This window comes from Streptomyces sp. NPDC001153, assembly GCF_053598315.1.
The window spans coordinates 13593-39083 of sequence record NZ_JBSFJZ010000064.1 but is presented as its reverse complement, the minus strand read 5'-3'; the positions used below and the strand labels follow the sequence as shown (position 1 = coordinate 39083).

Here is a 25491-nt window from a genome sequence, read left to right as displayed (position 1 = left end):
GCGCGGCCCTGGTTCGCGTTCAGCTCGCCGGCTGAGCCGGATCGGCCTTCCCGCCGCAGAACACCTCGTTGACGAGCCGCTGTGTGGCGTTCTGAAACGGCACGGCCAGCGACAGCGTGGCGTCGTCCACATAGCTCAGCGCGGCGGTCAGGGTCTTGCTGCCATCGGGCGTGCTGAACATCATCGCGGCATGACCCGCTGCGCCGCCGTTGTGGGTGACCACGGTGCCGCCGCGGCCCGTGTCCTGCACGAACACCCCCAGGCCGTAACCCATGTTCGAGACGGGCGTCGGGCGCGGCGTGCACATCTCGGCCAGCAGTTCGGCCGGCAGGAGCTCGCCGCTCATCAGTGCGGAGATGAAGGCGTGCAGATCGCGGGTGGTCGAGATCATGTCACCGCCGCTGGAGATCCAGGAGGGGTTTGTGGCGGGTGACGTCGACGGTCCTCTCCTGCCCGCCGTCCTCGTACCGGTAGTAGGCGTGGGCGTGCGGCTCGGGGATCTCGGTCTGCGCGGTCGGTGCCACGGTGCCCGTCAACCTGAGCGGCCCCAGGATCAGCCGCTGCATCTCCTGGGCGACCGGGCGGCAGGTGACCACGGCGACCTTGCCGGGCACGGAGAGTGTCCCGCGGTGTGCACTCGCGGCCCTGCTCCGCCGCGACGGTGCCTGGTAAGCGTGGCCACGGGCATCCGCGTGGCGCGGGTGCCGCGGCGAAGGGAAGGGCCTGTGCACGAGCGCACGAAGAACCCGCGGAACGACACGACGTCGCGCACGGCGCCCGACCGCCGGACCGCTGCCCGGCCGTCCGCCACGGATCAGAAGGTCCGGGCGGACGCACCGATGACTCCGCAGACGGCTCTGTTCCTCCAGACCACCGTCGGCAACGCGGCGGTGGCCCGGATGATCCAGCAACAGCGGCACGCCCACCGCCCCCCTGACGGCGGACGGGATGCCGCGACCGGCGCGGAGGCCGAGGCCGAGGCCGCACCGGTGCAGCGCTCCGCCGTGCACGACGTCCTGCGCTCTCCGGGCCGGCCGCTGGCCGAACCGGTGCGCACCGAGATGGAATCGCGCCTGGGGGAGGACTTCCGTGCCGTGCGCGTCCACGATGACGCCCCGGCCGCCCGGTCTGCGGCCGAGATCGGCGCCCGCGCCTACACCTCGGGCGACCACGTTGTGCTCGGCCGCGGCGGCTCGGACGACCACACCCTCGCTCACGAACTGACTCACGTGATCCAGCAGCGGCAGGGCCCGGTGGCCGGCACCGAGATCGGATCGGGACTGCGGGTGTCGAGCCCCTCCGACCGCTTCGAGCGCGCGGCCGAGGCGAACGCCACCGAGGCCCTGCGCCGCCCGCTGCCCGCGCCGGTGGCCCGGCCCTTCCCGGGGTCCGGCCCGGTGCCGCTCGGGGGTTCGCGGACGGAGGACCACTCGCGGGCGCCGATTCAGCGTGCTCCCGAGGCGACCACCACTGCTGCACCGGTCGCGACGCAGGCCGCCTTCACGCACCTTGCGGGGGACGATCTGGAAGGCGAGTGCGGCGGCTTCGAACGCAGGCGGGCGTTGAGCGTCAACCCGCCTCAGCAGGGGGTGATCATCCAGGAGATCAACCGGGTCTTCGCCGTGGAACAGTGGGACGGGACGGCATGGACCGCCCTGCCGAGCACGGCCATCGACGCCTACGTCACGGCGAGGAACTCCACCGTGCACGCCACTGTCGGCCGCTATTGGGAGTTGTGGGAGGTAGACGCGCAGGGCAACGTCTCCGACGGCGCGGAGGACACCTTCGGTCTGCCCTCCATCATCCCGGGAAGGAAACGCAAGGACACCACGCGGGGGACCTACACGATCACGGGGGACGCGGTGTTCTACCCCACCACTGCGGCGCCGGGCACCCTGGGATTCACCCGGGGCGGGGCCGCGCCCGCCGGGGGCCTGTACAGCACCCTGTCCGACCCGTCGGGGGCCATCGCGGCCAACGGACTCACCGCCACCGGCCAGCCGGTGCGCTGCCGGGTCCACGTCTCGTGGGACAGCTCCGCGAAAGACAGGTACTCGGTGGTCACCATGACTTGAGCCGAGCGGGCGCTGGGCGATCGCCGACCGGAGCGGGGTCGGCCGCGGCCGCCTCTGTTCGGGGAGGTCTACAGCTCGAAGTCCAGGTGCAGCACCTCGTTGATGTGCACTTCTTCCAGGGAGCCCGCGCGGCGGCCGTCGTCCTGGAAGTACACCTCCTTGAGCGCCTCACGACCTTGAGTTTTAACCTCCGAGATTCGAACGCGTGGCGGCAAGGCCCCCAATGCCCAGGCCCTGCGACCGTTGCGTGCTGCCCTCGCCGGTACACGGGAGTTTCGGCACGCAGGCCGGCACGAGGGTTGTCTGGCCGGTGTACGGAAACCTCTTTGGCTGGGCGGGGCAGGCCCGCGCAGTTCCGACGGCGCGCATGAGCGGCAGACTGAGTCACGGACGTCGGCCCGACTCGGGTGCATGGCGATGCCCAGCCGAGTCTTGCCCCTGACCCAGGGGTCAAGGTTTAGCGTCCGGACATGAACGCGACTCACCGCCTCGTGCGCCTGGTCCGCCGCCCTGCTGGATTGCCGACTGCGGACGACTTCACCCTGACACGGGTCCCCATCCCGCGTCCCGAGGCCGGCCAGGTACTCGTCCGCAACACCCATTTCCTGGTGTTTCCAGGCCTGCGGACCCTCATCGGAGGCGAGACCCGTGATGTCCCACTGCCACCGCTGTGCCCCGGTGACACTCTGGTCTCGGTCGGTCTCGCGCTCGCGGGCCGTGCCGGCGCCCGGACGACGGACGTCTTCGGGGCACCGGTCGGCCGAAACACCCTGCTGAGGCTGATCGCCTCGCTTCCGGATCCTTCGGTCGTGACACCCCGCGTGGTCGGCGTGGACGAATACGCTCAGCGCAAGGGCCGGATCTACGGAACTGTACTCGTCGACGTCGAGACACGTCGCCCGGTGGGCCTCCTGCCAGACCGGGAAGCGGACACACTCGCGGCCTGGCTCGCCGAGCGGCCCGGCATCGAGGTCATCTGCCGCGACCGCGCTCCCTTCTTCGCCGAAGGCGCCACCCGCGGTGCCCCGCAGGCACTGCAGGTCGCCGGCCGGTGGCACCTGTGGCACAACCTGGGCGAAGCCGCCGAGAAGTGCGTCTACCGGCATCGCGGCTGCCTGCGCCCCATTCCGGCACCGCCGGCCGAGCCACAGGAGGAAGTGGAGCAAGCTGCCTTATCGCCCTGGCCGACGGGTCACCGGTTCGCCGAACGCACCCGCGCCAAGCACTCGACCATCCACGCACTCCTGGCTGCCGGGCACAGCAAGCGGTCCGTGGCCCGGCAGCTCGGTATGGGCCTCAACACCATCCTGCGCTTCTCCCGCGCCACCACTCCGGAGGAGTTGTTCACCGGCCAGTGGCAGAGCCGTGCGACCAAGCTCGATGCCTTCAAGCCCTACCTCGACCAGCGCCGGCAGGAGGGCTGCACCAATGCCTGGAAACTGTGGGAGGAGATCAGTGAACAGGGCTACCGGACGGCTACAGCAGCGTCCGCGACTACGTGAGTAGGACTCTTCGCGGCAAGCCACAGCCGGTCGGGCCCCGGCCGCCATCGGCCCGTGCCGTCACCCGCTGGATCCTCACGCACCCGGACGCTCTGCCCGAAAGTGACCGACTCCAGCTCAAAGCCGTGCTGGCCCACTGTCCTGAACTGACGACGCTTGCCGGGCATGTGCGCCCTTTCGCCCACATGGTCACCCACCTGCAAGGCGACCGTCTGCCGGAGTGGATCGAATCGGCCACGGCCACCACCGAGCTGCCCAGTCTCAGCAGATTCGCCCAGCACCTCGAACGCGACCTCGCCGCCGTCATCGCCGGACTCACACAGCCGTGGAACTCAGGTGTCGTGGAAGGTCATGTCAACCGGATCAAGATGCTCAAGCGCCAGATGTTCGGCCGCGCGGGGTTCGAACTCCTTCGCAGTCGGGTCCTGTTGGCGTGACCGAGCGTCACCACCCCACAAGAAGTGGACACCAGATGGTTCCGGGCTGACCCTACTCGGTCGTGGCCGCACTGGAAACCGGCCGGACCTCATGGACGGCAGTACTGGACGCGGTGCGCCTGGACCCCGGCGCCGACGTCGCCGCGGTGACCGCGGTCCAGCTCCGCGAGGTCGTCGAACGGCTCGTCGCCGCCGGCCAGTGGAAGCAGGGCGACCCCAACGTCCTGGTGGTGTTGGACGCCGAATACGACCCGCCCCGCATCGCCCACTTGCTGGGCGACCTGCCCCCGTTCGCTATGCCGGAGTTGTACGAGCCGCGGCTGCCGCTGCTCGCGCCTACGGCACCAACTGCTGGACGTCCTGCAGCACTTCAGCACGACCGATCACGGCTGGGGGCCTAGGCCCGCAACGTCACCGCCGAACTCGGAGCCCGCGTCCCCCACGCCACGCCGAGCAACCGGCACGGCCTGCCCGAACGAGTCTCGTAGGGCTCGGCTGCTTTCACTGTGGTTCCCCGCTGTTCCCAGCTCGATCTGGTGCGGTGGTGGTGCAGAGCGGTGGCGCCCGGGAGGCGATCAGCCGGGCACGTTCCATTCATCGAGGCGGATCTTCACCTGCCGGTTCAGCTGCCATGCCTGACCTGCTACTTGACGACCGTTCAAGTGGTTGCCTAGTATTCAAGTCGTGGATATCAGCGACTCTCTCAACGCAGTCAATGAAGCGCAGAACGCGATGGTGCGCGGACGCCGTGAGTCGGTGTGGCGCGTGATCGTCCCACCCGTGCTCTTCACAGCCGCCATAGGTGCTGCTTTCACCCCCGAGGTGTTCCACGTCGACCACACCCCCGTCTTGACCGCAGTCGGCGTCGTGGCGGCCATCGGGATGTTTGCGTGCTTTGCCGTCCCGTCGTGGCTGGACGCCAAACGTACGGGCGTGGCGATGCTGCCGAACCGGGACATCAGCGCACGGTCACGGAACAGGCTGATGATGTTGGATGTGGCCCTGGGGGCCGTCTGCGCCGTATTCTTCGCCGCCTTCGGCATGACCGGCTTCCTGGTCGCCATGGCTGGCTTCGCCTGGATTCGTGGAGGGGCTCGGGCATGGATGCAGCGCGCGTGAACGACAGCGGTCCGATGCTGGCGGAAGCCTTCCTTCAGCCGACGCGGCTGAGAATCGCCGCCGCGCTGTCGGTGTGCTGCTCGGCAGCCTTCCCCGAGGTACGCGACCGCCTCGAGATCTCCGACTCACTGTTGTCCAAGCATGTGGCCATCCTGCGTAAGCAGGGGCTGGTCACGGTCGCCAAGACCATGAACGGCACCATGCCGCGCACAACACTGGCCCTGACCCGTCAGGGGCGTCAGGTATTCACCAACCATCTGGCTATGCTGACGAAGATGGCCGACGACGCAGCCAGCCAGCCCGTAGGAATGACGGACGAGGCAGCCGCCTCGCCAGAAGTGTCCCGAAGTGTGATTCAGTAAGCCCCGTGCCGGGGGGTGCCCGTCTTCTCCACGGGCACCCCCCGGCACGGATGTTCAGGCTCGGCGGTTGTAACACACTGTGCCTGCCCCCAGGCCGCGGCTGAGCCGGGCCGCCGGCAGGCGATGGAGTCGGGAGCAGACCCTGCCTTCGGGTGTCTCTGGGACCCTGCGGGGGTGTTCGGCTCCCTGTTTCCTCACCGAGGCCGCTTTCACCGGTTGGGCAACTTCTCCCTGCACAACCGATTGGCCTGCGACGGGTGTCAGCAGCCGTGGCCGAAAGTCGCGTTGGAGATGACGGCCGAAGCGATGCCCGAGCAGACACCGCTGGACGTGGTCACGGTGATCGTCGGGGAGGTCGCCGGGGCCTCGGCCTCAGCCGAAGCGCCGAGACGGTCGGCGGTGGTGTAAGCGATGTAGCCGGAGATCAGAGTCTCGGTCATGACGCCGGTTCCTTTCGGTATGTGAAAGCGGGTCAGCAGTTGTAGTGGCTGGTGGCGGCCGAGATGGCGCTTTCCGCCGCGGAGGCGGCCATGGCGGAGCACTCGGGCGACGAGACCGTCGTGACGGTCAGCGGCGTGGTGGCCGGAGCCTGGCCCGTGGCGGAGGCGCCCAGGCGGTCGGCGGTGGTGTAGGCGATGTAGCCGGAGATCAGAGTCTCGGTCATGATGTCGTTCCTTTCGTTGGATGGTGTCGGCCGATCCGAGGGGTGAGACCTGCCGTTGCCGGGCCTGAAGCAGGACGGCTGTTCTTCGGCCTCCCGCTGGCCCGTGGATCATGTCTAACAGCGTGGCGGGCCACTACAGAAAATCGTTACTTTCCCCAGAGGTCGCCGTTGTGTTCGAAGCCGGTTGCGGACAGGTGGGATCGCAGCTTGAACAGCTCCAGATAGATCTCTCCGAGAGCGATTTTCAACTGTGTTAGGCGGTCGTCCTCTTCATCGTCAATCTCGGGTTTTTTTCGAACGACCTCTCCTTCGAGGCCCATTTTCCCCGCTTCGACGAACCTGCGGCGCCATGTCCACACCGTCTGCTCCGCTACCCCCGCACGCGCGGCAGCCTGCGGGACCGTCTCTCGTCCGGTCAGCACGCTCAGGACCACGTCGGCTTTCTCCGGGATGGGCATCAGGTGTGGTCGCCCACGCCTCTTGCCTTCCTGCGAAGCAGTCATGCCTTAGACCATGGATAGCTCGGGAAGCGGCGGGGACGACAGGTTCCGTGCCGGATTGGAAGGATCGATCCCGTTGTCGATAAACGCCTCGTAGATGGCTTGGTCGGCGCCATCGGTCTCCCCGAGGACTGCGTGCTGGACCAACGCTGTAGCGATGATGTTCATGCGGTGTTGGCCGAAACTCAGGCGCTGCATGTGCGGACGCGGGTCATCCGGCTCCCAGGCCGCCGACATGCCCGGCGCAAGCGGGTGTGTGATCGGCGAGACCTGCTCGTCCAGCTCCATTTCCGGGACGAGGGCCGCCAGCGCCTTGGCATGCTGCCATGACTGAGGCGGCAGGTAGACCACGATCGCGTCGCGGCGGGGGTAGGACGTCGTGGACGACAGTACCTTCGCCCGGTACACCGCTGTGTTGTCCTCCAGGTACGTCAGCACGGTTTTCCACGCGCTCACAGCGTGGGCGAGGTCTCGGCAGTGCAGATACAGCCTCAGGAGGCCGGGGCTCGTCTTGTGCTCCTGGGATGAGGTCACCAGGTAGAAGCCGGTCGACAGCGCCGGCCGGCGTGCGGGAAGGGAGATTTTGGCGACCTGTCCGGTCTGTTCGAGGATCGTGCTGACAGGTACTCGGACACGTACCGAGTCGATCTGCACCACCTGCGTAGAGTTGACCGGTTCTCCGCACAGGGCCGCAGTGATGACGGTGTCTTTGTGCGGGGTGTGCCGAGCGATCATTTCCTCGGACAGTGGCTCGCGCACGGTACGCGCCGAAAGGCCGTGTTCGTCCTTCGGGATCCCTGCGTGTAGCCGTGTGTACAGCAGTGTGCCGAGAACACCGGACAGGGCGGCTGTCGAACCGGCCGTCACCTCCTCTCCGTCGACGGTGGCTGTCAGCCCTGGGGCGTCCACGCTCGTACGGTGGATGATGTCCGAGATGGCGGAGGGGATCATCACACGTCCAATCCGATGGTCTTGGTGAACTGCTCGGGTGAGAGCAGGGCGGTCCGGCCTATGCCAGCCGCTGCGCGGGAGATCGCCGGCAGGCGCGAGGACTGTTCCGAGAGAGCGATCATGCGGTCGAACATGTGCCATCCGGCCCACCGCACCGCTCGTACCGCCAATTCTTCGCAGGCACCCGGGTCGATGCTGCGGTAGCCGCGCCAGAACGCCTCGGTAATGGGCCGCAGCCGGTCGAGTTCGGCAGTTCCCGCCGCGATGACCTCGGAGTCGCTGGGCTGGTAGTCGGCCTGTCCGGGATGTTCTTTGCTGACCTTTTCCGGGATGCCGTTGACGGCCCGGTAGAGCCACTCGCCAGCGAAGGCTCCGATGTCGCGGGCGGGGTCTCCGAGGCGGAACTCCTCCCAGTCGATGACGTACAGCCGCTCGCCGTCCCAGAGGACCTGGTCGATGCGCACGTCGCCATGGACGGGCTGGTGGAACGCAGCGGCGTCGTCCGCGAGCTCCGCGATGGCCTTGGCCACCTCGGTGTCGGTGTGCAGGATCGACCATGCCTCGATCGACCCGGCCGATGAGTCGGCGTACGACGAGACCGGTATGGCTTCCAGACCCCTCACCGGTGGTGTCGGGCTGGTGCCGCTGTCGGCGTGGCTCCTGCTCACCTTGAGGGTGTGCAGCTCCGCCAGGGCCTTGCCTGTCCGCGCAGCCAGATCGTCGGTGAACGCGTCGTCCGCCGCGAGTTCGGCGGCTGAGACCGTCTCGTGAAGGTGCTCGTGGACGACGAGCTGATGGTTCAGGTCGTAGCCGAGAAGCTTCGGCGTTGCCAGGTGCTCCAGCTCGTGGCGAGAGACGAGTTGGTCGAACGCGGCCAGGTGGTGGATGCGCACCTGGATGTCGGTGGGGTGCCCCACGATCTGCTTGACGAACACCGAGTGGCCGCTCGTGGTCGTGCCTGACCAGTTGTCGTTACGGCCGCGATAGGCGCTTACTTCGTTCTCTGTCAGTTGGCCGAGCCCCAGGCGCGACAACAGGCCATTGACGTGAGGTGCCGAGCTGAGGGCGACCGGTTGTACCCGTATGCGGGTCTTGGTCTCTTCGGACATTGAATGGCATGCCTTTCTCTCTAGCTGGTGGCGAATGAGGCGGTGATGTCGGAGAGATCACGGATGGCGGTGCCCAGCCCGTGAGAGGTGATCGATGACATGGGGTTGAGGATGACCTCGGCGACGCCGCACTGGCGGTAGGCACCCAGCAATTCGGCGATCTGCTGTGAACTGCCGTGCACAAAGGTGCCGCTGTCGACCAGGGCCTTGGCTCCGGCCGCCGGGTCGTCGGCGTGCGCCGTCACCCCGGCGCGGCGCAACATGTCCGTGTAGTGCGGCATGGACAGGTGGACACCTGCTGCTTTCTGCGCCACCTCGTACACGTTCTTGCCGTGGCGGTCGGGGTACACATGGACGACCGTCGCCACCTCCGGTACCGGCCTCGCGGCGGCCGTGGCGCCCTCGGTCAGTGCGGGAATGATGTGGTCGCGCACATAGGTCGGGGGCGTCATCCATGTGATGGCCAGATCCGCACAGGTGGCGACGCGACGCGCCATGCCGGGGCGCAGTACACCAGCGGCCCAGTACACCGGCGGATGCGGCAGTGGTTCTAGCTGGAAGTCGACGTGGTAGAGGTCACCGTGGTGGGTGACGGTCTCACCATCGGTGAAGCGCCGGGCGAGGGTCAGGAACTCCGAAGTCGCCGATGCGGGCTTGCCCAGCTTCTCCCCCAGGGCCGCGACTTGGAAGCCGGCGGATCCCGGCCCGTACCCAGCCACGTAGGAGTGCCCGCTCAGCATGGCCACCCCACGCGCCTGGGCGGCTGCGTCGAGCGGATGCCGCAACGGAAACAGCGTCACCGCCGATCCCATCGGCATGCGGATGCCCGCCCCGCACAGATAGGAGAAGATCTGGTGGGTCTCCGCCCGCAGGGACTGACCGGTCCACAGCCGGTGTACGCCAAGGCTCTGTGCGGTCTTGGCGAACGGCAGCAGCATGGCCGGGTTGGACACCTGCGCCGGATACAGCCACGAAAGGCGCATCACATGCCTCCGGCCATGGCGGTCTGCCGCCGGCCGGCCAGCTTCGACCCGGATTCCTTGCGGGCGGCACGGTGGAGCATCTTCGGCGCCAGCCACATCCCGGCCACGATCCACGCCACCAGAACGAGCGCGACCCAGGGGCGCTGCCAGGAATGCGAGGTCTCGGCGACGAGCATCTGGTCGGGAAGCATTGCTGAGCGGATTCCCTGGGCCATCCACTTGACCGGGAAGACTTCCAGCACCCACTGCACATAGCGGGGCATGGCGGCGAAGGGAACGAAGACTCCCGACAGCATGACCAGCGCGTAGACCGGCAACTGCAGCAGTGCGGAGGCGCGCTGGGAGTCCAGCAGTGCTCCCAGGGTCGCGCCCAGCGGTACCGTCGCCAGGATGCCCAGGACCAGGACCCAGATCAACGTGGCCCACTTCAGGGGGGTCGACGGCAGCGGCATCGCGAACGCCAGATGTGCGGCGATGAGCATGACGATCGCGGCCGCTGCCGCGCGGACGCATATGTGCAGCATCCTCCCGACCAGGTAGGCGGGCATGCCGTCCGGGGTTCCGCGCAGCCGGAGCATGGTGCCGTCGTGCCGGTCCATGCTGATCATGCTTGCGGTCGAGGACAGCCCTTCGATGGCAGCGACCATGGCCACGCCGCCGGTCACCATCAACAGTGACTGCTTGATGTGGGTCCCGGCGACGAACCCGGAGCGCTGCGAGGCCATGAACAGGAAGATCCCTGGGGTCAGCAGCAGACCCACGATCTCCATCTTCGAGGTCACAGCCAACTTGATCAGTACGCGGGCGCGGTCCCACCCGGTAGCGGCGATCTTCTGGGCGCGCGTGCTCACATCTCCCCCTGTTCACGCAGGAACGACAGGTAGGTGTCCTCCAGCGTGGGGCGGACCACCTCGATCCCGGGTATGGGCCCTTGGAATGACTGGGTGAGTTCGTAGACCAGCTTTTCCGGGCTGGCGGTGTGCTCCACCCGCTTGCTGCCGTCGTGTCCCATCCAGCGGACGACGGACTGCTCCGAGACCTGCTGGGCCAGCGAGTGCAGGGTTCCGGAAATACGCACACGCCCCCCGACCAGGATGCTGACGGTGTCGGCCAGCCGCTCGGCCTCGGCCAGGTCATGGGTGGTCAGCACCACCGTCACGCCGGTGGAGTCGCGCATGCCCAGGATCAGGTCGTGGAATTCCCGGCGCGCTTGGGGGTCGAAACCGGCGGTGGGTTCGTCGAGGAACAGCACCTCCGGGCGGCCGATGATCCCCAAGGCGACATCCACCCGCCGCCGCTGCCCGCCGGAGAGGGTCTGCAGCTCCTTGTCGGCCCGGTCGGTCAGGCTGGTCATGGCCAGCAGGTCAGGGATGGCGTAGGGGTTGTCGTAGTAGCGGGCGAAGTGGCCGAGTACATCCCGTACGGTCCATGCCGCGTGGTCACGCCAGGACTGCTGGACGATGCCGACTTTGTTCCGCCATGCGGCACCGGCGTTTTCGGGATCGGTGCCCAGCACTCGGACCTGTCCCCCGGACCGCTGGCGGAATCCTTCCAGGATCTCGATGGTGGTGGACTTCCCTGCCCCGTTGGGGCCGAGAACACAGGCGACCTCACTCTTGCCGATGGTCAGGTCCACGCCCTTGAGGACCTGTGTGGGTCCGTAGGCCATGGTGATGCCGCTCGCTTCGATAACAGGTAGTGATGACATGTCTTCCGTGGGTTGGTTGGCTGCCGGTGACACTAATGGCTGCAGAAGGCCTGGTCAGGTGGTGAAAGAATGGGTTTGTTGGTCCCGTTGTCGCCCTGACCTGCAGGAAGGCACTCCCCCCGGAACGCGGGGTTCCTTTTCCGTGCTGCGATCGCCCTAGGCTGGCCGCCTGTCCGCAACCCAGCAAAGAAACAGGGTCTTTCCCATGGCAGGTCTTGAAATGTTCGGGATCGGCAACCGGCAGGTGCCGGTCATCGCCGACGTCGACGCGACGCTACGGATCGTGCGTGCCGAGTTGGAGCAGGCGGGCCCCGAGGACGTCCCGGGACTGCGCAGGGCCCTTGCCGCCCTGGAGAACTACGCCGCCCAATCCGATCCCGTGGTGCGCTGGGCCTGCGATCTGCTCGACAAGGCCGGCATCGACCCGCACGCCCATCCGATGCAAGCCCTCAAGCGGGTGCGCGAGGAACTGCCGGGCGTGGGCCTGGCGTCGGCCAAGAAGATTGTGGACAGGGCCGTCACCGCGACGCAGCCGCGGTGACCGCGCACGCCCCTTCGCTGTCCACCAGCTCGGCGAGGAGCGGGACATACGAGGGCATGAGACGGGACCACCCCATGTAGGCGGCGAAGTCGTGGGCGTGGATCAGCACCCGCAGCGCGGTGGCGATCGACACAGTGAACATGTCGACGGGCCGGTCGTACGACGACAAGAACGCTCGTTGCAACTCACTGACGTAGGCGGGGTCGTGCCCGTTGAGGTGCTCGTTCTCGTGGAGTTCGCCCAGCATCCAGCCGATGTCGAACTCAGGGAGCGAGGCGGCTTCTTCAGTGCCGCACAGCACCGCGGCCCGCATGATGTTCTCCGCACTGGGAACGATCATTCCCGTGCCCATCGCCCCGTGCACGACGAACTGTGCCTCTGGCCGGGTGAACAGGTCGCACCAGTGGCGCAGCGTGTTCCATCGGGACATCCCGAGCTCCTGGCGGGCGAGGGTGTGCCAGGCGGCGGCGGCCATCGGTCCTTGCCCGTTGTCCAGCCACGCCATCACCCGGTCAATGCCGTTGGGCGTGCGTGGGCGGGTGCCGTCCGGCAGCGGGGTGTGGAACCGCGAAAGGCCGCGTGCCACGCACGCCAGGAGATTGGCCGCGTCGGCCGGGTCCTCTTTGGACAGGAACATCGACGCCAAGGATCTGGGGCCGGGGGTCCGATAAGTCAGTGCCGTTCCCCCGTCCGTGAGCACCTGGGACGTGGGCGTGACGAAGCGCACCTCATCGTGTCCGGCGCGCTCCGCCGCCAGGAACAAATGCCGTGACGGGGCGGCCAGCGGGCGCGGCCGGTCGGTTCCGCCGCTGTGGGTCCATTCGTACGACGAGTCGTGGCGGGTGATGACGGTGGACAGGTAACCCGTCTCGAATCGGTCGATCAGCTCAGCCATTGGCCTGCGCCTTCATGCGGTAGCGGTGTTTCTCCAACATCGCTATGACTGCCGGTAGTTGGGCGGGGGCGTGGGAGCCTCGTTCGCCGGTGGTGGCGGATATCCCCCGGATTCCGGGAACCACGGTGAGGTTGGGCCACTGGGCCAGCTCCTTCATGTGCCGGGCGTAGGAGTGCGACTCGGCCGCACCGGGCGGCAAGGCCGGGGCAACGGCGATGGGTGCCTTCGTGCACTGCAGCGCCAGCATTGCCGGGGTGTCGGCCATCCCCTGTGCGAGGCGGCCGATGAAGGAGAACGTGGCGGGGTAGACGATGACGCTGTCCGCCCAGTGCGACAGCTCCACATGCAACGCCGTCAGGGGAGGCTTGGGCCAAGCGTCCTTGATGATGTCGCTCTTTGCCATCAGCGACAGCGCCGAGACGCCGGTGAAGTTCTCCGCCGACTCGGTGAGCACGACCTTGAGCTCGACATCGGGGTAGGCCGTGCGAAGCCAGTTGGCCCACATCGGGGCGAACATCGCCGCTACCGACCCGGTGACCACGTACAAAAGCCGTTGCCCGGTGAAGGCCGGAACGCTGCCTGTCGGGGTTGTCTCGTTCACGTGTTTTCCTTCGCGTCCGCGCCGGCGTCTCCGACGATCACTCCGCCGAATCGGTCGGGCACGTAGAACTCGGCGGCGGCCTGGCGTACCTGGGGCGTCGAGGTGTCGGCCAGCCGTTGCAGCACAAGGGGGATGTTCTCCGGGTCCTCACCGGCAATCAGGGCGGCGTCGAAGGTTGAGGCGAGGCCGGCCTGAGAGGACATGGAGATCAGCATGGTTCCCGTCATATAGCGGCGTGCCTGGTCCACCTCCTGTCCCGTGATGGGTGACGAGGTCATCTGCCGCAGATACCAGGCGATGCGCGTAGCGGTGTGCGAGGTCCGCTCGGGTGCGGTGTCCGCCTCGATGAGGATCACGTGCTGGTCGAGGTGCTCGCCCAAGACGGCTTGGACCCGGTAGGCGAGTCCTTCCTTCTCCCTGAGCCCCAGGACGAGGCGGGAGGAGAAATAGCCGCCGAAGACCGCGTTTGCCAGCGACAGGGCGAGATAGTCGGGGGCGTGACGGGGGATGGCGGGGGCGGCGAGCCGTATGTGGGACTGGTGCCAGCCGGGGCGGTCCACGACGACCGTTCGCGTGGTGTCCGGCGCGGGGCAGTGTGCGCGCTGGTTTCCGGTATCGGCCACGTCGGCGAAGTAGCGTTCGCACCACGTGGCCGTGACCTTCGGATCATGGTCGCTGACCACGACCAGGTGGCCGCCTCGCGCGCTGATCATGCGGCTTTGGTGGCCGGCCAGGGCCTCAGTGGTGACGTCGGCGACCAAAGTGGTGTGGGCTGCCAGTTCCATGGCCGCCGGGAGGGGCTGGTACAGGTGGCGCAGGAACGCGTCTGCCGAGTCGATGTGAGGCTGGCCGGCCGCCAGGAGGGTCCGGGAGATCACCTGTTGTGTCGCCCACGCGGTGACAGCGCTGTCAGCACAGGGGGAGGCGACGGTACGGGAGAGGTGGTCGAGGACGTGTTGGAGAGTGTGTGACGGGGCGTAGACCGAGACGCCCAGCCACTGTCCCTGGCACTGCACCGTGACCGATGCTCCTGTGCCGGCCAGCGCGTCGGAGAGGGTCTTGTCCACTACTGCGGCCAGCACTTCGCTCCGCGCGTGAGTGATGGCATCGGCGGGTGCGTAGGAAAGGGACAGGCGCACCATGGCCATGGGGGCCAGCGCGTAGCGGCTGGCTATGACGGTCATGCCTGACGCTGTGGTGGTGCGCACGATGGGGGGGACTACTACCTCGGGCAGTGCGGCGATCGGCGGCAACACTGTTGGTCCTTTCACGCTTTCACCAGGTGCACGGCGGCCGCGAACTGGCCATGCAGTGAGGCGGCGGCATCTGCTACCGCGGTTTTGGTGACCTGCTTTACGCACGTCGCCAGCTCCGCGGCGATACGCGGATTCCCGAACAGGATCTGCCCGGTCCCGGCCACGCTGGCCAGTGACAGCAGCGAGTCCTGTCTGCGGTACAGCGACGCGAGTGTGCTCTGGACGGCCGCTGCCACGGCCGGCTCGTCAACCCCGCCACTGGCCACACGGTGCAGCACGTGCCCGATGCGTTCGGTCACCAGCTCGTGCTGCCCCTCGTCGTGGGTGGCGACGATCAAGAACGTTTCCGGAGCGGCGCACTTGAGGGGACCGAACAGACCGCATCCGGAGGAGACATCGCCGACGACCTGTTTGGCAAGGCCGTGGTATCCGCCCGTGAGCAGGGCCGACAACACCAGGTGGGCCGCGTAGCCGTCCACGCTGTCCGCCGGGCCGGGCATGCGGTACCCCAAGGCCGTGGCCGGCTTGGGCGCCATCGGGTCCGTGTGTCGTAGGAGGCCATGTTTCGTCGGCCACGGTTCGTGCAGATCGGGCGGGGACGGTACAGGGCGCGACGGGACATCGCCGAAATGCTCCAGTACGAGGGATTCCGCGTCCTGATGGCCGAAGTTTCCGCACAATGAGATGACCGCGTTGGACGGCGAATAATACGAATCAAAGAAGTCAGTACAGTCGTCGAGAGTGGCGCGGCTGACGTCCTGCAGGTCGCCGTACCCGTTGTGCCTATTCTCCCATTTGGTATAAAGCGCCTGCGGCAGGATGGTCCAGGGGAACCCACCGTAGGGTTTGTTCAGGACATTGGAGCGTATCTCCTCCTTCACGACGTCGATCTGCGTGCGGAGGTTTGCTTCGGTGATGTCGAGGGCTCGCATGCGGTCGGCCTCGGCGAACAGAACACGACTCAAAGCGGTTGACGGAACAACTTGATGGTATTCGGTGTGATCTTGGTAAGTGTTTCCGTTGGCTACGCCTCCGCATGCCTGGACCAGCGAGAAGTGGCCTTGGGTGGGGACGTTCTTGCTTCCCTGGAACATCATGTGTTCGAAGAGATGAGCAAATCCGCAGCGGTGTCGCGGTTCGTTACGAAAACCGATTCCATACTGCACGGATACGGCTACTGCGGGTGGTCCTTCTGTTTTCTGAGTGACAACACGTATCCCGTTTTCGAGAACGAGAGTTCGCACCGAGGGCTGCATGTCGCAACCGTAGATGTCGTGTCACCGTAAAAGAAACATGTTTCTTTGGAAGGAAACGCTCCCGTTTGTCCCATTGTCCACGCTAAAGCGCTTACTTACCTGTCAAGTGGCAGGTCAAGCTATGATCGACTCGTGTAAACGACAAGGGGGAAACATGTCTGCGTCGGAATGCGCTTGTATACGGCCGAGTGCCCTGACCGAGGCCTGCCGCATGCTGGTGACGGGTCCCTTCTCATTCCATGAAGGCAGATCCGGCGGAGAAGACGGGGTTCGGTGTTGGGCGTCATAGATGTCCAGGCCACCCGTCATACCTCCCGACGAGAAGACCAAGATCATTCTCGCTTTGCTGTCAGGGCAGGCAACCGTGACCGAGGCTGCGGAACTCGCCAATGTGTCGGAACAGGCGATACGCAACTGGAAACGGCAGTTCGTTGAAGGGGGTGCTCGCAACATGAGAGGTGACTCTGTGTGCGGGCATGTCCTGAAAGAGGTAGAACTATCCCGGGAAATAGCTGACCTGAAGGCGGCGATCGCCGACCTGTACATGCAGCTGAAGTGCCACCGCACCAGACCGCGGGCACTACCCGAGAGCCGCCGTGTCAACGGCCTGGTGTAGGTCGCGTCCGCCGGAATATATGGGTGTCGGCGTCGGCAGCTCGTTGAAGGTGCGCTGGATCGAGCTGCCCCGGCAATCCGCTCATGCTCAACGTGAGTTATGGAGCGGATACCCCGTTCAGACGGACGCGGCGGGGCCGCAGCTGAGCGCGACGACAGCCCAAATCGGCAACAAGTCTGGGCTGTCGTTGTGGAGCGCGCCCGTGAGCGGGCTCCGTTGACTGGTACGTGCAAGCGCTCATGCGCAGGGACAGCACGTTCCGGTCGGAGTATCGGGCCAGGGAACCCAGCCGGCACGTCCAGACGCCCCCGTCTCAGGTGAGATGGCGGTGGGCGCCGTGCCTGGCTCGGCGAAGCAGGTTCCCGCCGCATGGGACGCCTTCCTGCGGGACACCAGCGGGCCCTGCTTCGAGGAGGACCCGCTGGCTCTCAGCTGGCACGGAAGCGGAAGCCGCGTCAGAGCTCGCTTGTCTGCGTGGCCGTGTGGGCAAGGTGGCGTCGCAGGGCGGCGTCTTCGGGGATGTGCGGACGGCCGCCCGCCAGGACAAGGCGCACGGCACGCAACGCGTCCAAGCCGGCCAGGGGGTCGCCGTCGACGACCAGAATGTCGGCGCGGTACCCCTCAGCGAGGCGGCCCGTCTGGCCGTCCAGTCCCAGCGCAGAGGCGGCCTGGGCCGTGGCCATGTCGATGATGCCGTTCCTGGGAACTCCCAAGTACTCGAAGAACTCCAGGCTGGAGACCAGTCCGCCGAAGACAGCTCGAGGCACCCCGGCATCCGTCCCCGCCACGAGGTTCACCCCCCGTTCTGCCATCCGGCGCATCGGGGCGAACAGTTCGGCGGCCTTCTCGGCGCCGACCCGGTCGGCGAAGGCGCGCCAGTTCGGATGGTTGGCGGGACAGACGGGAATTCCCTTGGCGATGATCTCCGCAAGGAGGTCCTCGCGCAGGTCGGAGCTGCCGTCTTCGGTCATCCAGCTGCAGTGCTCGATCGAGTCGACCCCTGCTGCGACGGCGGCGGCAATGCCGTCGACGCCGTGCGCGTGGGCGGCCACCGGCAGACCGAGTCGGTGGGCCTCCTCGACGGCGGCGGCGAGTTCCTCGGCGGTGAACTGGGGCTCCCAAATAGCGGGACCGCCACGAGTCAGGCCCCCTCCTGTGGCCATCACCTTGATGACGTCCGCGCCTTCCTCGGCGTTACGGCGCACCTGCTCCCGGATCTCGGTTTCCCCTTCGACTTCACCTCCGAGGAACCAGCAGTGCCCGTTGCGGGCGGTGAGCGGCGCGGTGGCTGCCAGGATCCGCGGTCCGGCCACTGCGCCCTCGCCGATCGCGTTTCGTAGCCGGACGACCAGCCCGCCGCGGTCACCCAGGTCACGGGCGGTGGTGATGCCGGCGTCGAGCAGCTGCCGTGCCCGGCCTGCCATCCCGAGGAGCAGCGTCGCGTCGTCGCTCTCGCGCACGGTGGTGACCGGGTCCGGTCCTGCGTCGAAGGCCAGGTGAACGTGGCAGTCGATCAATCCGGGCAACACGGTGGAATCGGGGAAGTCCAGCGTCCGGCAGTCCGGTTCGGCACACGCGAGCACCTCCTCGCGCGCCCCGGCGGCGACGATGCCGTCCCCCGCGATGAGGACGGCGCCGTCCCGCACGTGAGCGCTGCTGGGACCGAGCAGCACCTGCCCTGCCGTGATCAGTATCTGGCTCATGCCGTCTCGCTTTCTCCGTCTGCGTTTTTGGCCCCGGCCAAGACGCGTCGTTTCACCGCGTCCGACAGCGCCACGAGCTGCCGCACGTCGTCTTCCAAGCTTTGTGTGCGCGGCATCGCGACGGTGACAGCCTGGGCTGGAGCCACCGGTGCCGCTTTGCGTCGCTCGTTGCGCAGCGCGGAGTACAGCTGAGCAGCCAGGTCATCGGCAGACTCCGCCTGGTCCTGGGCGGTGCTGTCCGCTGCGAGCGCCAGGTGGGGGCTGATCCGCACCAGGCCGTCACGGCATTCGATGACTCTGCGGTAGTAACGCCGGTGGACGCCGAGCGGGAGCAGGTGGTCGCGCCACGGTGTGGTCGGCATCCGGTAGAGGGCGTGCTCGGGATATGCCTCGTTGAGTACCTGCCACAGCGGTCCCAGTCGGCGATACATGCGGCGGTGCTGGCGGCGTACACGCACGGCCGCGATCCGGGTGGCGACTCCGGGGTAGCTGACTCCGATGAGGAACAGCGGGACCGCGAGCGCGATGATCACGCTTGAGGCCCGCGTGACAGTCGGGAGTACGCTGCCCCCTTGCCATCGGACCACGGTCAGCACGGTACGGATCGTGCAGGACGCGGCCATGGCGCCGATACCCACGGCTGCCAGCCAGAGGCCGGTTGCCAGCGGTCGCTGTGATGCACGGGCGTAGGCACAGGTCCACCGCAGGGCCATGGCCAGGGCGTAGACGAGATACACGTCCGCGATGAGGTAGAAGCTCACAAGAGCCGGATCGCGAAGGTCGGATCCCCGGAAGTTGGCGCCGTGGTCGTGAACGCCTGCCGCGACGGTGGCCGTGATGAGGCCAATGGCGGCGAGAGCCAGCAGGAGTGCTTCCCGGCGGGCGCGTCTGTTGCCCTCGGCCGCATCCGTGGCGGCCGAGTACAGGTAGAAGCACATCAGCCAGTACACCATGCCGAGTACGAACAGGTTCTGCACCAGTCGAGGGGCGCCCGGGCCGCCCACAGAAACCATCCAGCCGGCGAAGTGCTTAGCCAGTATGAAGGAGCAGGCGGCACTGGTCAGGCACAGCGTGACCGCACGCAGAGCCGCGTCATGGGGGGCCTTGACCAGCTGAGTTATCTTCCACCCCAGCGCTGCGGCGAACGCCAGGCTCATGCCCCACATGATGAGGGAGACGATCACAGCCATCCCTGCCTGTCACCCAGCGCCGTCTGGACTCGCCGGACTGACACGTTTGTTGGCCGTGGGGGTGCGACTCGGTTCAGCACCGAGGCCCACTCCAGGATGATGGTGGCGACCAGCTCCGCCTCTTGCTCGTGTTCCTGGTCGTAGGACGTACGCCGCAGTGCCCGGCGGATCGCTTCGGGCGCGATGTCGGGCATCATCAGGCCCCACAGCTCCTCGTCGCCGTCGTCACTGTCGTGGTCGGCCAGGATGTGGCCCACTTCATGCAAGATGATGTGGTCCTGGTGGGATTTCGTCGTCTCCCTCTGGTAGACGATGAAGTCGCTGGTACCCGTGGCAATCCAGACTCCGAAGGGGCCCGGCACGGGCAAGGAGTAGGGCACCAGATGAATCGGCCGGCCTCGTCGCTCGCCCAATGCACGGCACAGGGCCTCCACCTGCAGAGGCGGTTGGATGTCCAGGGCTTGGAGCTCCTGTTTGCAGCGGCGACGAAGCTGTCGCTCCTTCAACCATTCCCCCTAGATCAAGGTCAGACTTCTTTCCTGCGACGGCGGCTCGCGCGTCAGTGGGACATCCTTGCTGGTTGGCCACCACAGCCCGGGTCATGCCAGGCCTGGTCAGGGCGTGACACGACTCGTTCAGAAACCGTCTGCGACGTGAACATTAGCGAAGGGGTGGCGAGATCCGGCAGAGACCCCCACCGGACGGTTTCTCAGCAGGAGCACTGCCGCTGGCCGCGGCCACCGATGCACGAGTACGGCCCAGATCGAGACAGCGGGTGAACCTCTGTCTGCTCGCGCCTGCGATGCGCGGATGCGACCGTCAGACGTCGCCGTCGCGCGAGGTCGGCTCTTCTGCCAGCCCTTCCAGCATCCGCAGATGGCTCACGACTCCGGCCAGGGTCTGCCGACTCGAATCGGAAAGGCCATGTGCCCGAAGTGCGATGTTGCGCACATCGCTCTCCTTCAGCGCCTGCAGCAGCGCGAGTTGCTCGTCGATGCGCTGCGCCTGCTCGCTATCGAGGAAGTAGGCAGGGCTGACACCGAAGTAGCGGGCCAGGGCTTCGAGGTGCTTCTTGGTCGGGTTTGTCTTCCTGCCGGTACGCAGCTGCCAGATATAGGCGCCGCTGATCGCCCGTTCCCCCGCTGCGATGTTGATGGCAGCAGCGACGTCCTCGTGTGACGGAGCCTTTTGGCCCTTCGGTGTCGCAGTTTCGAACAGATGATCGATCTTCTGTGCGAGCGTGCGGTCCGCCTCGCCGCCGGCACCATGCTCGGCCTCGCCGCTCATCCCCCGACTCCTCGCTAGTTCATGGACGCCCGGGCCCAAAGTGTACTGAACGACTCTCAACTACTGACGTGTCCAGCCAAGTTTATTGGTCATGAAGTGGATCTCGTGTCTAGTATCAACCCCAGTCATGAACTGACGTTAATGGGGGAGCAATGGCAGCACGCGCCCGTCCCGTGGGACACCAACCGAACACGGCACCGACCCCACCCTGCGCACCCCGCCTGACCAGCGAGGAACAGCAGGCACCTCCCCCGCCGCCACGGACCGGACACAGCACCAAACACACCCCCCACCCAGTAGGTGCAGCGCAGTGAGCACACACGTACCCGACGACCCGACAGCCCTCGACCACACGCTGGAGGTCTCTCTCGGCCGCCGCGCCCCCTTCACCCAGGTCGGCGACTGGGTCCTGCTCTCCGGCGCAGACTCCGACGCCCGAACCCTGTACTGGGCACTGTCCGCCCACCTCAACACCTCGCGCGACGACAACGAGGTCTGGCCGGGCCTGCTCACACTCGCCCGCATCCTGGGACTGAAGAAGCCCGAAAACGTCTCCAAGTACATGCTGCAGCTGGAAGTGATCGGAGCCATCGAGGTCATCCGCTCCACCACGGGCCTGGTGCGCCGCAACCGCTACATCGTGCACCAGACCCCACCCGTCGACTACTGCGGACCCCGGTCCATGGCCGACTGGTACGCCCTTAACCGAGCTGTCCCCGACGAGACCCCCGAAGAGCGCGACGCCCGCGAAGAGGCCTTCGACTCATGGCTCACGGCCACCCGCCAGACACTCAAGGAACACTGCCAGCAGACCGCCCACGCCCGGGCGCAGGCACGCAAGAGCCGCACGCCACTGCCGCCAGCCATATCCTTCTGCGGCGTGAACTCCCGTACCCCCACGGCAGGGGGCACGGGGCGACCTGGGATTTCCGCGAAATCAGCAGGCCAGACCGTACCCCCTGTTGTGGGGGTACGTACCCCCGCAACAAAGCGCTTCGCACCCCCCCAGCAAGGGGTTGAAGTAGACCAAGAAGAACAACACCAAGAAACCGCGCCTGCGGCGCGAAGCGTCGCTACCGGCCGAAGGCCTCATACAGCAAGTAGTAGGAACGCCCCTCGCAACGACACCGGCAACGGACGACCTGAACCGTCGGCAACACGGCAGGGACGCCCACCCCGTAGCGGTGTCCGCCAACGCATGACCCCGGGCCAAACCCAGGTCGTCGAGGCCGTCGAGGCCGGCCTTCCACAGGAACTGCGCGCCTTGCTCCCCCGGTTCCGCCCCACGGCACTGCGGGACACCATCCTGCGCGAACACCAGCACCGCACTGCCGAAGAGCTGATCGCGCGAGCCGACCGCCGCTGGTACGCCTGGGGCCTCGCCTCAACCGCCGACATCTCCACCGGCGGACCAGGACTGGCCCACCCCGTCGGCGTTGCGGTACGGCTCATAGCCTCACACCGATGTCCCATCAACAAGTGCGGCCGCGAATGCCCTGACCCACGCTGCGAAGACGGGGTCATCATCGACACCAATCAGTCATGCCCCCGATGCGCCGAACACCGGCGCGATCACCGCAACGGAAACGCCCCCCAACCCAGTGCTGCTCGCGAGAGCAAGAGGCAGCAACGCCCTGAATGCCACGACTGCGGCAGGCCCATGGTTGGCCCAGCGCACCCCGATGGCATCTGCCGCGACTGCAGACAGGCCGCGGGAGGCGCACTGGGCAGCATCCGGCAAGCCGTGTGAGCGGCGGCAGCCTGCATCGCGCCGTCTGACCTGCAGCACGCTGGATCCATCGGGCAACCAGTGCTGAACTCGCCCCCGGCGAGTTCAGCCGCACGAACCGGGCTCATGGCTGTCCGGCCGTCGACTTTGGCGGCCAGCGAGCTCCGTGCCGCCGTCCTGCCCTTGGCCCGGAACGATTGACCGGGGCCGCAGCCGCCGTGTACCCGAGCCCACCGGTCAGCTGAGACCCAGTCGGCCGAGCGCGGTTGTCCACTCAGCAACGATGGCCTGCTGGGCCGTAGCCAAGGTCACCTTCCCAGAGCAGACCGCGGTGTGCAGCTTCGTCTCCACCCGATTGTCTGTAAGCACTTGTTTTGGCTCCAGTGCACGGAGTTGTTTTGGTCTCACGGGCGGGTCGCAGGGGGCGTGTGGCGGTGATTCACGCCCCTGTACGCAAGGTGATTTGGCCCCACTTCGGCATTAAGGGCCTGAGGACGTTGGCGGATTGCTCGGGTTGCGGATCTTGATCGTCTTGGGCTTGCGGCCGGTTCGTCGGCGCCGCCAGGATCGGCAGCATGATCAAGGGTGTGATGTTCGACTTCTCCGGGACCCTCTTCCGGATCGAATCGGCCGCGCAGTGGCTGCGCGCGGTGACAACGAAGGCCGGTCTGGACGTGCCCGAGGGTGAACTCGACGCGTGCGTCAGCCGGCTGGAAGAGTTCGGGGCTCAGCCCGGAGGGGTTCCTCCGCGCACAGTGCCGCCCCATCTGGGGGCACTGTGGCGGGAGCGCGATCTGACCGCCGAACGACACCGGGCTGCCTTCACAGCCCTTACCCGGGAAGCGAAGCTGCCTGTGGCTGACCTGGCCGAGGCCCTGTATGAACGTTCCCAAGTATCCGGGGCATGGCTGCCTTATCCCGACGCCGAGGAAACCCTCCGCGCCCTGCGCGGGCGAGGCATCCCGGTCGCTGTCGTCAGCAACATCGGCTGGGACATGCGCCCTGTCTTCCGCGACCACGGTGTCGATGACCTCGTGGACGCCTACTTCCTCTCCTTCGAGTGCGGGGTGAACAAGCCCGATCCCCGGATCTTCCAGATGGCGTGCGACAAGCTCGGAGTGGCGCCCGGCGATGCACTCATGGTGGGAGACGAGCCTGTTGCGGACGTCGGCGCTGCCACGCTGGGGTGCCGGGTCCACCTGGTCGATCCCTTGCCCGTTGACCAGCGTCCCGGCGCGCTGGCCGAGGTGCTCCAGCTCCTCTGACGTGCCCGACCGGGGCGACTTTCGGCGCGATGTTGAGGGCCCGGCAACCGAACGGCCGTCCAGTCCTCGGGCTCGATACAACCCGATCTTTCTTGTTGTTGATGCCGCCGCCCGTGTGGCCCGGATCAGCCAGCTCACGAACGATCGACAACTGGGCACATGCTCCCCCACCCCGACGCCCACCTACCGCCCGCCCCCATCAAGCGGACAGGGTGTTGGTGTGCGAGGTCAAGTGCGGCGAAAGGTGCCGCCCTCCAGACCTGAGGGCGGCACCTTTCGCCGTAGGCACGGATCGGCACCTTTGATTTAGCAGGGTGCTTCGCCGTTGTAGAACGTGGTGATGGCGCGCGCTGCCTTACGGGGCGCCGGGGTCAGCGCTCGGGCTTGGGGGGCCGCTGCATCAGTGCGGCCGCGGCTTCGTTGAGGGTGACCTTCTCGTGCAGAAGGGCGGAGACCACCGAGGTGATCGGCATCTCGACGTCGTGAGCGTGGGCCAGGACGAGGATCGCCTCGGCGCTCTTGACGCCCTCGGTGGTCTGCCGAGTGGCGGCTGTCGCCGCCTTGACGCTCAGGCCGCGGCCGAGGTGGGTGCCGAAGGTGCGGTTCCGGGACAGCGGCGAGGAGCAGGTGGCCACCAGGTCGCCCAGGCCGGCCAGACCGGCGAGGGTGGCCGGGTGGGCCCCCATCGCGACTGCCAGCCGAGTAGTCTCCGCCAGCCCGCGCGTGATGAGCATGGCCGTCGCGTTGTCGCCCAGGCCCATGCCGGAGGCGATGCCGACCGCGAGGGCGATGACGTTCTTCACCGCGCCGCCCAGCTCGCAGCCGGTCACGTCGGTGCTGGTGTAGGGGCGGAAGTACGGGGTGTGGCAGGCCTGTTGGAAGCGGCGGGCAGTGTCTTCGTCCGAGCAGGCGACGGTGGCAGCGGCGGGCCGTCCCTCCATGATCTCGCGCGCCAGGTTCGGGCCCGACAGCACCGCGACCCGGTCCGTACTTACGCCGGCCACTTCGGTGATGATCTGGCTTGCCCGCAGGTGGCCAGTCTGCTCGATCCCTTTCATCAGCGACACGATCACAGTGCCGGGTCCAATGTGTGGCACCCACGCGGCGAGGTTGGACCGCAGGCTCTGCGCGGGGATGGACAGCACCATGAAGTCGGCGTCGTTCAGTGCGGTGGCAGGGTCGGTCGTCGCGGTCACGGCGGCAGGCAGTTCGATGCTCGGGAAGTAGCCGAGGTTGCGGTGCTGGGTGTTGATCCCGTCGGCGATCTCGTCCCGGCGGGCGTGCATCACCACGCTGGTTCCGGCGTCGCCCAGGATCTTGGCGACGGCCGTGCCCCAGGACCCGGCCGAGAACACCGCCGCGCGGGCAGGGCGGTTCTGGCTCACTGCGGGGTCCTCTCGGTGGACGCGGATCCACCGCCGTGAGAGCGGCCGGGGTGGGCCATCGTACCGGCCGCGTCGAGCGCGGCCTGTGAAAAGCAGACGACCGCCGGGTGCCATCACACGACCGAGTCCACGCAGTGCGGCTGTACCGGCGTCTCGCTGATTGGAGGGCGGCGGCCCACCAAAGTTCTGGGGACGCTTGAGCCGAGCATTGGGCGCGTTGGCGCGCACCGGCTCAGGCCCAACTTGTAGAGTGCGATCCTCCTCGTACGCCACGCTCCCTTTATGGAGCCGACTTGTTAGCGCTCGTTGCTCTCATCCGAGCAGTCGGTCACGGAGAGCTTCGCTCTCGGGCTGGTG

The 25491-nt window shown here is 67.0% G+C and carries 28 protein-coding genes and 2 pseudogenes; 10 read left to right on the top strand and 20 right to left on the bottom strand.

Going from position 1 to position 25491, the window contains the following annotated elements:
- Nucleotides 1–19: 19 nt before the first annotated feature.
- Together ACWDEN_RS43215 and ACWDEN_RS43210 are read right to left on the bottom strand one after the other, a co-directional pair.
- Nucleotides 20–421 (bottom strand): annotated as a pseudogene (locus ACWDEN_RS43215) (serine hydrolase); the annotation flags it as partial.
- Nucleotides 393–614 carry a hypothetical protein gene (locus ACWDEN_RS43210; protein ID WP_450863451.1) on the bottom strand — a complete coding sequence of 74 codons (222 nt, stop codon included), beginning with the start codon at nucleotides 612–614 and terminating at the stop codon, nucleotides 393–395. The pseudogene ACWDEN_RS43215 and the gene ACWDEN_RS43210, both read right to left, overlap by 29 nt.
- Nucleotides 615–839: 225 nt before the next feature.
- Here ACWDEN_RS43210 and ACWDEN_RS43205 point away from each other — a divergent pair, with 225 nt between their 5' ends.
- Nucleotides 840–2075 (top strand): eCIS core domain-containing protein, encoded by a 1236-nt coding sequence (locus ACWDEN_RS43205; protein WP_351615542.1) that lies wholly within the window; start codon nucleotides 840–842, stop codon nucleotides 2073–2075.
- A 68-nt stretch (nucleotides 2076–2143) separates the two neighbouring features.
- Here the strand turns inward: ACWDEN_RS43205 and ACWDEN_RS43200 are convergent.
- A pseudogene (locus ACWDEN_RS43200) lies at nucleotides 2144–2245 on the bottom strand (telomere-protecting terminal protein Tpg); the annotation flags it as partial.
- Between the two features lie 300 nt (nucleotides 2246–2545).
- Here ACWDEN_RS43200 and ACWDEN_RS43195 point away from each other — a divergent pair.
- The 5 genes from ACWDEN_RS43195 (at nucleotide 2546) to ACWDEN_RS43175 (ending at nucleotide 5495) form a co-directional block, all read left to right on the top strand.
- Entirely contained in the window at nucleotides 2546–3577 is a 1032-nt protein-coding gene (locus ACWDEN_RS43195; RefSeq protein ID WP_450863450.1) for a transposase, read from the top strand.
- Nucleotides 3574–4014 carry an ISL3 family transposase gene (locus tag ACWDEN_RS43190; protein ID WP_450863448.1) on the top strand — a complete coding sequence of 147 codons (441 nt, stop codon included), beginning with the start codon at nucleotides 3574–3576 and terminating at the stop codon, nucleotides 4012–4014. The genes ACWDEN_RS43195 and ACWDEN_RS43190 overlap by 4 nt, the downstream gene beginning before the upstream one ends.
- Nucleotides 4015–4076: 62 nt before the next feature.
- Nucleotides 4077–4415, top strand: a complete 339-nt coding sequence (locus tag ACWDEN_RS43185) for a transposase (RefSeq protein ID WP_450863446.1) — start codon at nucleotides 4077–4079, stop codon at nucleotides 4413–4415.
- 283 nt (nucleotides 4416–4698) lie between these two features.
- A complete protein-coding gene (locus tag ACWDEN_RS43180) occupies nucleotides 4699–5133 on the top strand; it encodes a hypothetical protein (RefSeq protein WP_351615646.1) in 435 nt (144 codons plus the stop codon).
- Nucleotides 5115–5495, top strand: coding sequence for a transcriptional regulator (locus ACWDEN_RS43175; RefSeq protein ID WP_351615551.1), 381 nt, complete (start codon nucleotides 5115–5117; stop codon nucleotides 5493–5495). Before ACWDEN_RS43180 ends, ACWDEN_RS43175 begins: the two co-directional genes overlap by 19 nt.
- Nucleotides 5496–5755: 260 nt before the next feature.
- On the opposite strand, the gene ACWDEN_RS43170 is transcribed toward ACWDEN_RS43175, so the two are convergent.
- The 8 genes from ACWDEN_RS43170 to ACWDEN_RS43135 all read right to left on the bottom strand — a co-directional run bounded on the left by ACWDEN_RS43170 (nucleotide 5756) and on the right by ACWDEN_RS43135 (nucleotide 11371).
- Nucleotides 5756–5935 carry an LxmA leader domain family RiPP gene (locus tag ACWDEN_RS43170; RefSeq protein WP_351615553.1) on the bottom strand — a complete coding sequence of 60 codons (180 nt, stop codon included), beginning with the start codon at nucleotides 5933–5935 and terminating at the stop codon, nucleotides 5756–5758.
- A 32-nt stretch (nucleotides 5936–5967) separates the two neighbouring features.
- Nucleotides 5968–6159 (bottom strand): LxmA leader domain family RiPP, encoded by a 192-nt coding sequence (locus ACWDEN_RS43165; RefSeq protein WP_351615556.1) that lies wholly within the window; start codon nucleotides 6157–6159, stop codon nucleotides 5968–5970.
- A 146-nt stretch (nucleotides 6160–6305) separates the two neighbouring features.
- Nucleotides 6306–6662 carry a helix-turn-helix domain-containing protein gene (locus ACWDEN_RS43160; protein WP_351615559.1) on the bottom strand — a complete coding sequence of 119 codons (357 nt, stop codon included), beginning with the start codon at nucleotides 6660–6662 and terminating at the stop codon, nucleotides 6306–6308.
- Nucleotides 6663–6665: 3 nt separating this feature from the next.
- Nucleotides 6666–7610, bottom strand: a complete 945-nt coding sequence (locus ACWDEN_RS43155) for a T3SS effector HopA1 family protein (RefSeq protein ID WP_351615562.1) — start codon at nucleotides 7608–7610, stop codon at nucleotides 6666–6668.
- On the bottom strand, nucleotides 7610–8719 hold the full coding sequence (lxmK, locus tag ACWDEN_RS43150; protein ID WP_351615565.1) for a class V lanthionine synthetase subunit LxmK: 1110 nt from the start codon (nucleotides 8717–8719) through the stop codon (nucleotides 7610–7612). The genes ACWDEN_RS43155 and lxmK overlap by 1 nt, the downstream gene beginning before the upstream one ends.
- Before the next feature lie 20 nt (nucleotides 8720–8739).
- Nucleotides 8740–9702 carry an LLM class flavin-dependent oxidoreductase gene (locus tag ACWDEN_RS43145; RefSeq protein ID WP_351615568.1) on the bottom strand — a complete coding sequence of 321 codons (963 nt, stop codon included), beginning with the start codon at nucleotides 9700–9702 and terminating at the stop codon, nucleotides 8740–8742.
- Nucleotides 9702–10553 carry an ABC transporter permease gene (locus ACWDEN_RS43140; RefSeq protein WP_450863442.1) on the bottom strand — a complete coding sequence of 284 codons (852 nt, stop codon included), beginning with the start codon at nucleotides 10551–10553 and terminating at the stop codon, nucleotides 9702–9704. The genes ACWDEN_RS43145 and ACWDEN_RS43140 overlap by 1 nt, the downstream gene beginning before the upstream one ends.
- Entirely contained in the window at nucleotides 10550–11371 is an 822-nt protein-coding gene (locus tag ACWDEN_RS43135; RefSeq protein WP_450863440.1) for an ABC transporter ATP-binding protein, read from the bottom strand. The genes ACWDEN_RS43140 and ACWDEN_RS43135 overlap by 4 nt, the downstream gene beginning before the upstream one ends.
- Before the next feature lie 244 nt (nucleotides 11372–11615).
- On the opposite strand from ACWDEN_RS43135, the gene ACWDEN_RS43130 reads away from it, so the two are divergent.
- Nucleotides 11616–11951, top strand: coding sequence for a hypothetical protein (locus tag ACWDEN_RS43130; RefSeq protein WP_351615577.1), 336 nt, complete (start codon nucleotides 11616–11618; stop codon nucleotides 11949–11951).
- On the opposite strand, the gene ACWDEN_RS43125 is transcribed toward ACWDEN_RS43130, so the two are convergent.
- The 4 genes from ACWDEN_RS43125 to ACWDEN_RS43110 all read right to left on the bottom strand — a co-directional run bounded on the left by ACWDEN_RS43125 (nucleotide 11929) and on the right by ACWDEN_RS43110 (nucleotide 15959).
- Entirely contained in the window at nucleotides 11929–12846 is a 918-nt protein-coding gene (locus tag ACWDEN_RS43125; RefSeq protein ID WP_351615580.1) for a hypothetical protein, read from the bottom strand. The genes ACWDEN_RS43130 and ACWDEN_RS43125 overlap by 23 nt on opposite strands.
- Complete coding sequence (locus tag ACWDEN_RS43120; RefSeq protein ID WP_351615583.1) at nucleotides 12839–13447, bottom strand: flavoprotein; 609 nt, start codon at nucleotides 13445–13447, stop codon at nucleotides 12839–12841. The genes ACWDEN_RS43125 and ACWDEN_RS43120 overlap by 8 nt, the downstream gene beginning before the upstream one ends.
- The gene (locus ACWDEN_RS43115) at nucleotides 13444–14631 is read right to left on the bottom strand and encodes a M16 family metallopeptidase (RefSeq protein ID WP_450863437.1); all 1188 of its coding nucleotides are present in this window, start codon (nucleotides 14629–14631) and stop codon (nucleotides 13444–13446) included. Before ACWDEN_RS43115 ends, ACWDEN_RS43120 begins: the two co-directional genes overlap by 4 nt.
- 83 nt (nucleotides 14632–14714) lie before the next feature.
- On the bottom strand, nucleotides 14715–15959 hold the full coding sequence (locus ACWDEN_RS43110; RefSeq protein ID WP_351615587.1) for a M16 family metallopeptidase: 1245 nt from the start codon (nucleotides 15957–15959) through the stop codon (nucleotides 14715–14717).
- 289 nt (nucleotides 15960–16248) lie between these two features.
- Between ACWDEN_RS43110 and ACWDEN_RS43105 the strand changes: the two genes are divergently transcribed.
- Nucleotides 16249–16575: a helix-turn-helix domain-containing protein gene (locus tag ACWDEN_RS43105; protein ID WP_351615590.1), complete on the top strand. Its 327-nt coding sequence runs from the start codon at nucleotides 16249–16251 to the stop codon at nucleotides 16573–16575.
- Nucleotides 16576–17030: 455 nt separating this feature from the next.
- Here ACWDEN_RS43105 and ACWDEN_RS43100 read toward each other — a convergent pair whose 3' ends face one another.
- The 4 genes from ACWDEN_RS43100 to ACWDEN_RS43085 all read right to left on the bottom strand — a co-directional run bounded on the left by ACWDEN_RS43100 (nucleotide 17031) and on the right by ACWDEN_RS43085 (nucleotide 20755).
- Complete coding sequence (locus tag ACWDEN_RS43100; protein WP_450863434.1) at nucleotides 17031–18278, bottom strand: amidohydrolase family protein; 1248 nt, start codon at nucleotides 18276–18278, stop codon at nucleotides 17031–17033.
- Nucleotides 18275–19435, bottom strand: coding sequence for an MAB_1171c family putative transporter (locus ACWDEN_RS43095; protein ID WP_450863432.1), 1161 nt, complete (start codon nucleotides 19433–19435; stop codon nucleotides 18275–18277). Before ACWDEN_RS43095 ends, ACWDEN_RS43100 begins: the two co-directional genes overlap by 4 nt.
- A gap of 23 nt (nucleotides 19436–19458) precedes the next feature.
- Entirely contained in the window at nucleotides 19459–19974 is a 516-nt protein-coding gene (locus tag ACWDEN_RS43090) for a hypothetical protein (RefSeq protein WP_351615599.1), read from the bottom strand.
- Nucleotides 19975–20287: 313 nt separating this feature from the next.
- On the bottom strand, nucleotides 20288–20755 hold the full coding sequence (locus ACWDEN_RS43085; protein WP_351615602.1) for a helix-turn-helix domain-containing protein: 468 nt from the start codon (nucleotides 20753–20755) through the stop codon (nucleotides 20288–20290).
- 310 nt (nucleotides 20756–21065) lie between these two features.
- Between ACWDEN_RS43085 and ACWDEN_RS43080 the strand changes: the two genes are divergently transcribed.
- On the top strand, nucleotides 21066–22505 hold the full coding sequence (locus ACWDEN_RS43080) for a hypothetical protein (RefSeq protein WP_450863430.1): 1440 nt from the start codon (nucleotides 21066–21068) through the stop codon (nucleotides 22503–22505).
- A gap of 554 nt (nucleotides 22506–23059) precedes the next feature.
- A complete protein-coding gene (locus ACWDEN_RS43075) occupies nucleotides 23060–23749 on the top strand; it encodes an HAD family hydrolase (RefSeq protein WP_450863428.1) in 690 nt (229 codons plus the stop codon).
- A 371-nt stretch (nucleotides 23750–24120) separates the two neighbouring features.
- Here ACWDEN_RS43075 and ACWDEN_RS43070 read toward each other — a convergent pair whose 3' ends face one another.
- Nucleotides 24121–25134, bottom strand: a complete 1014-nt coding sequence (locus tag ACWDEN_RS43070) for an NAD(P)H-dependent glycerol-3-phosphate dehydrogenase (protein ID WP_450863426.1) — start codon at nucleotides 25132–25134, stop codon at nucleotides 24121–24123.
- Between the last annotated feature and the right edge of the window lie 357 nt (nucleotides 25135–25491).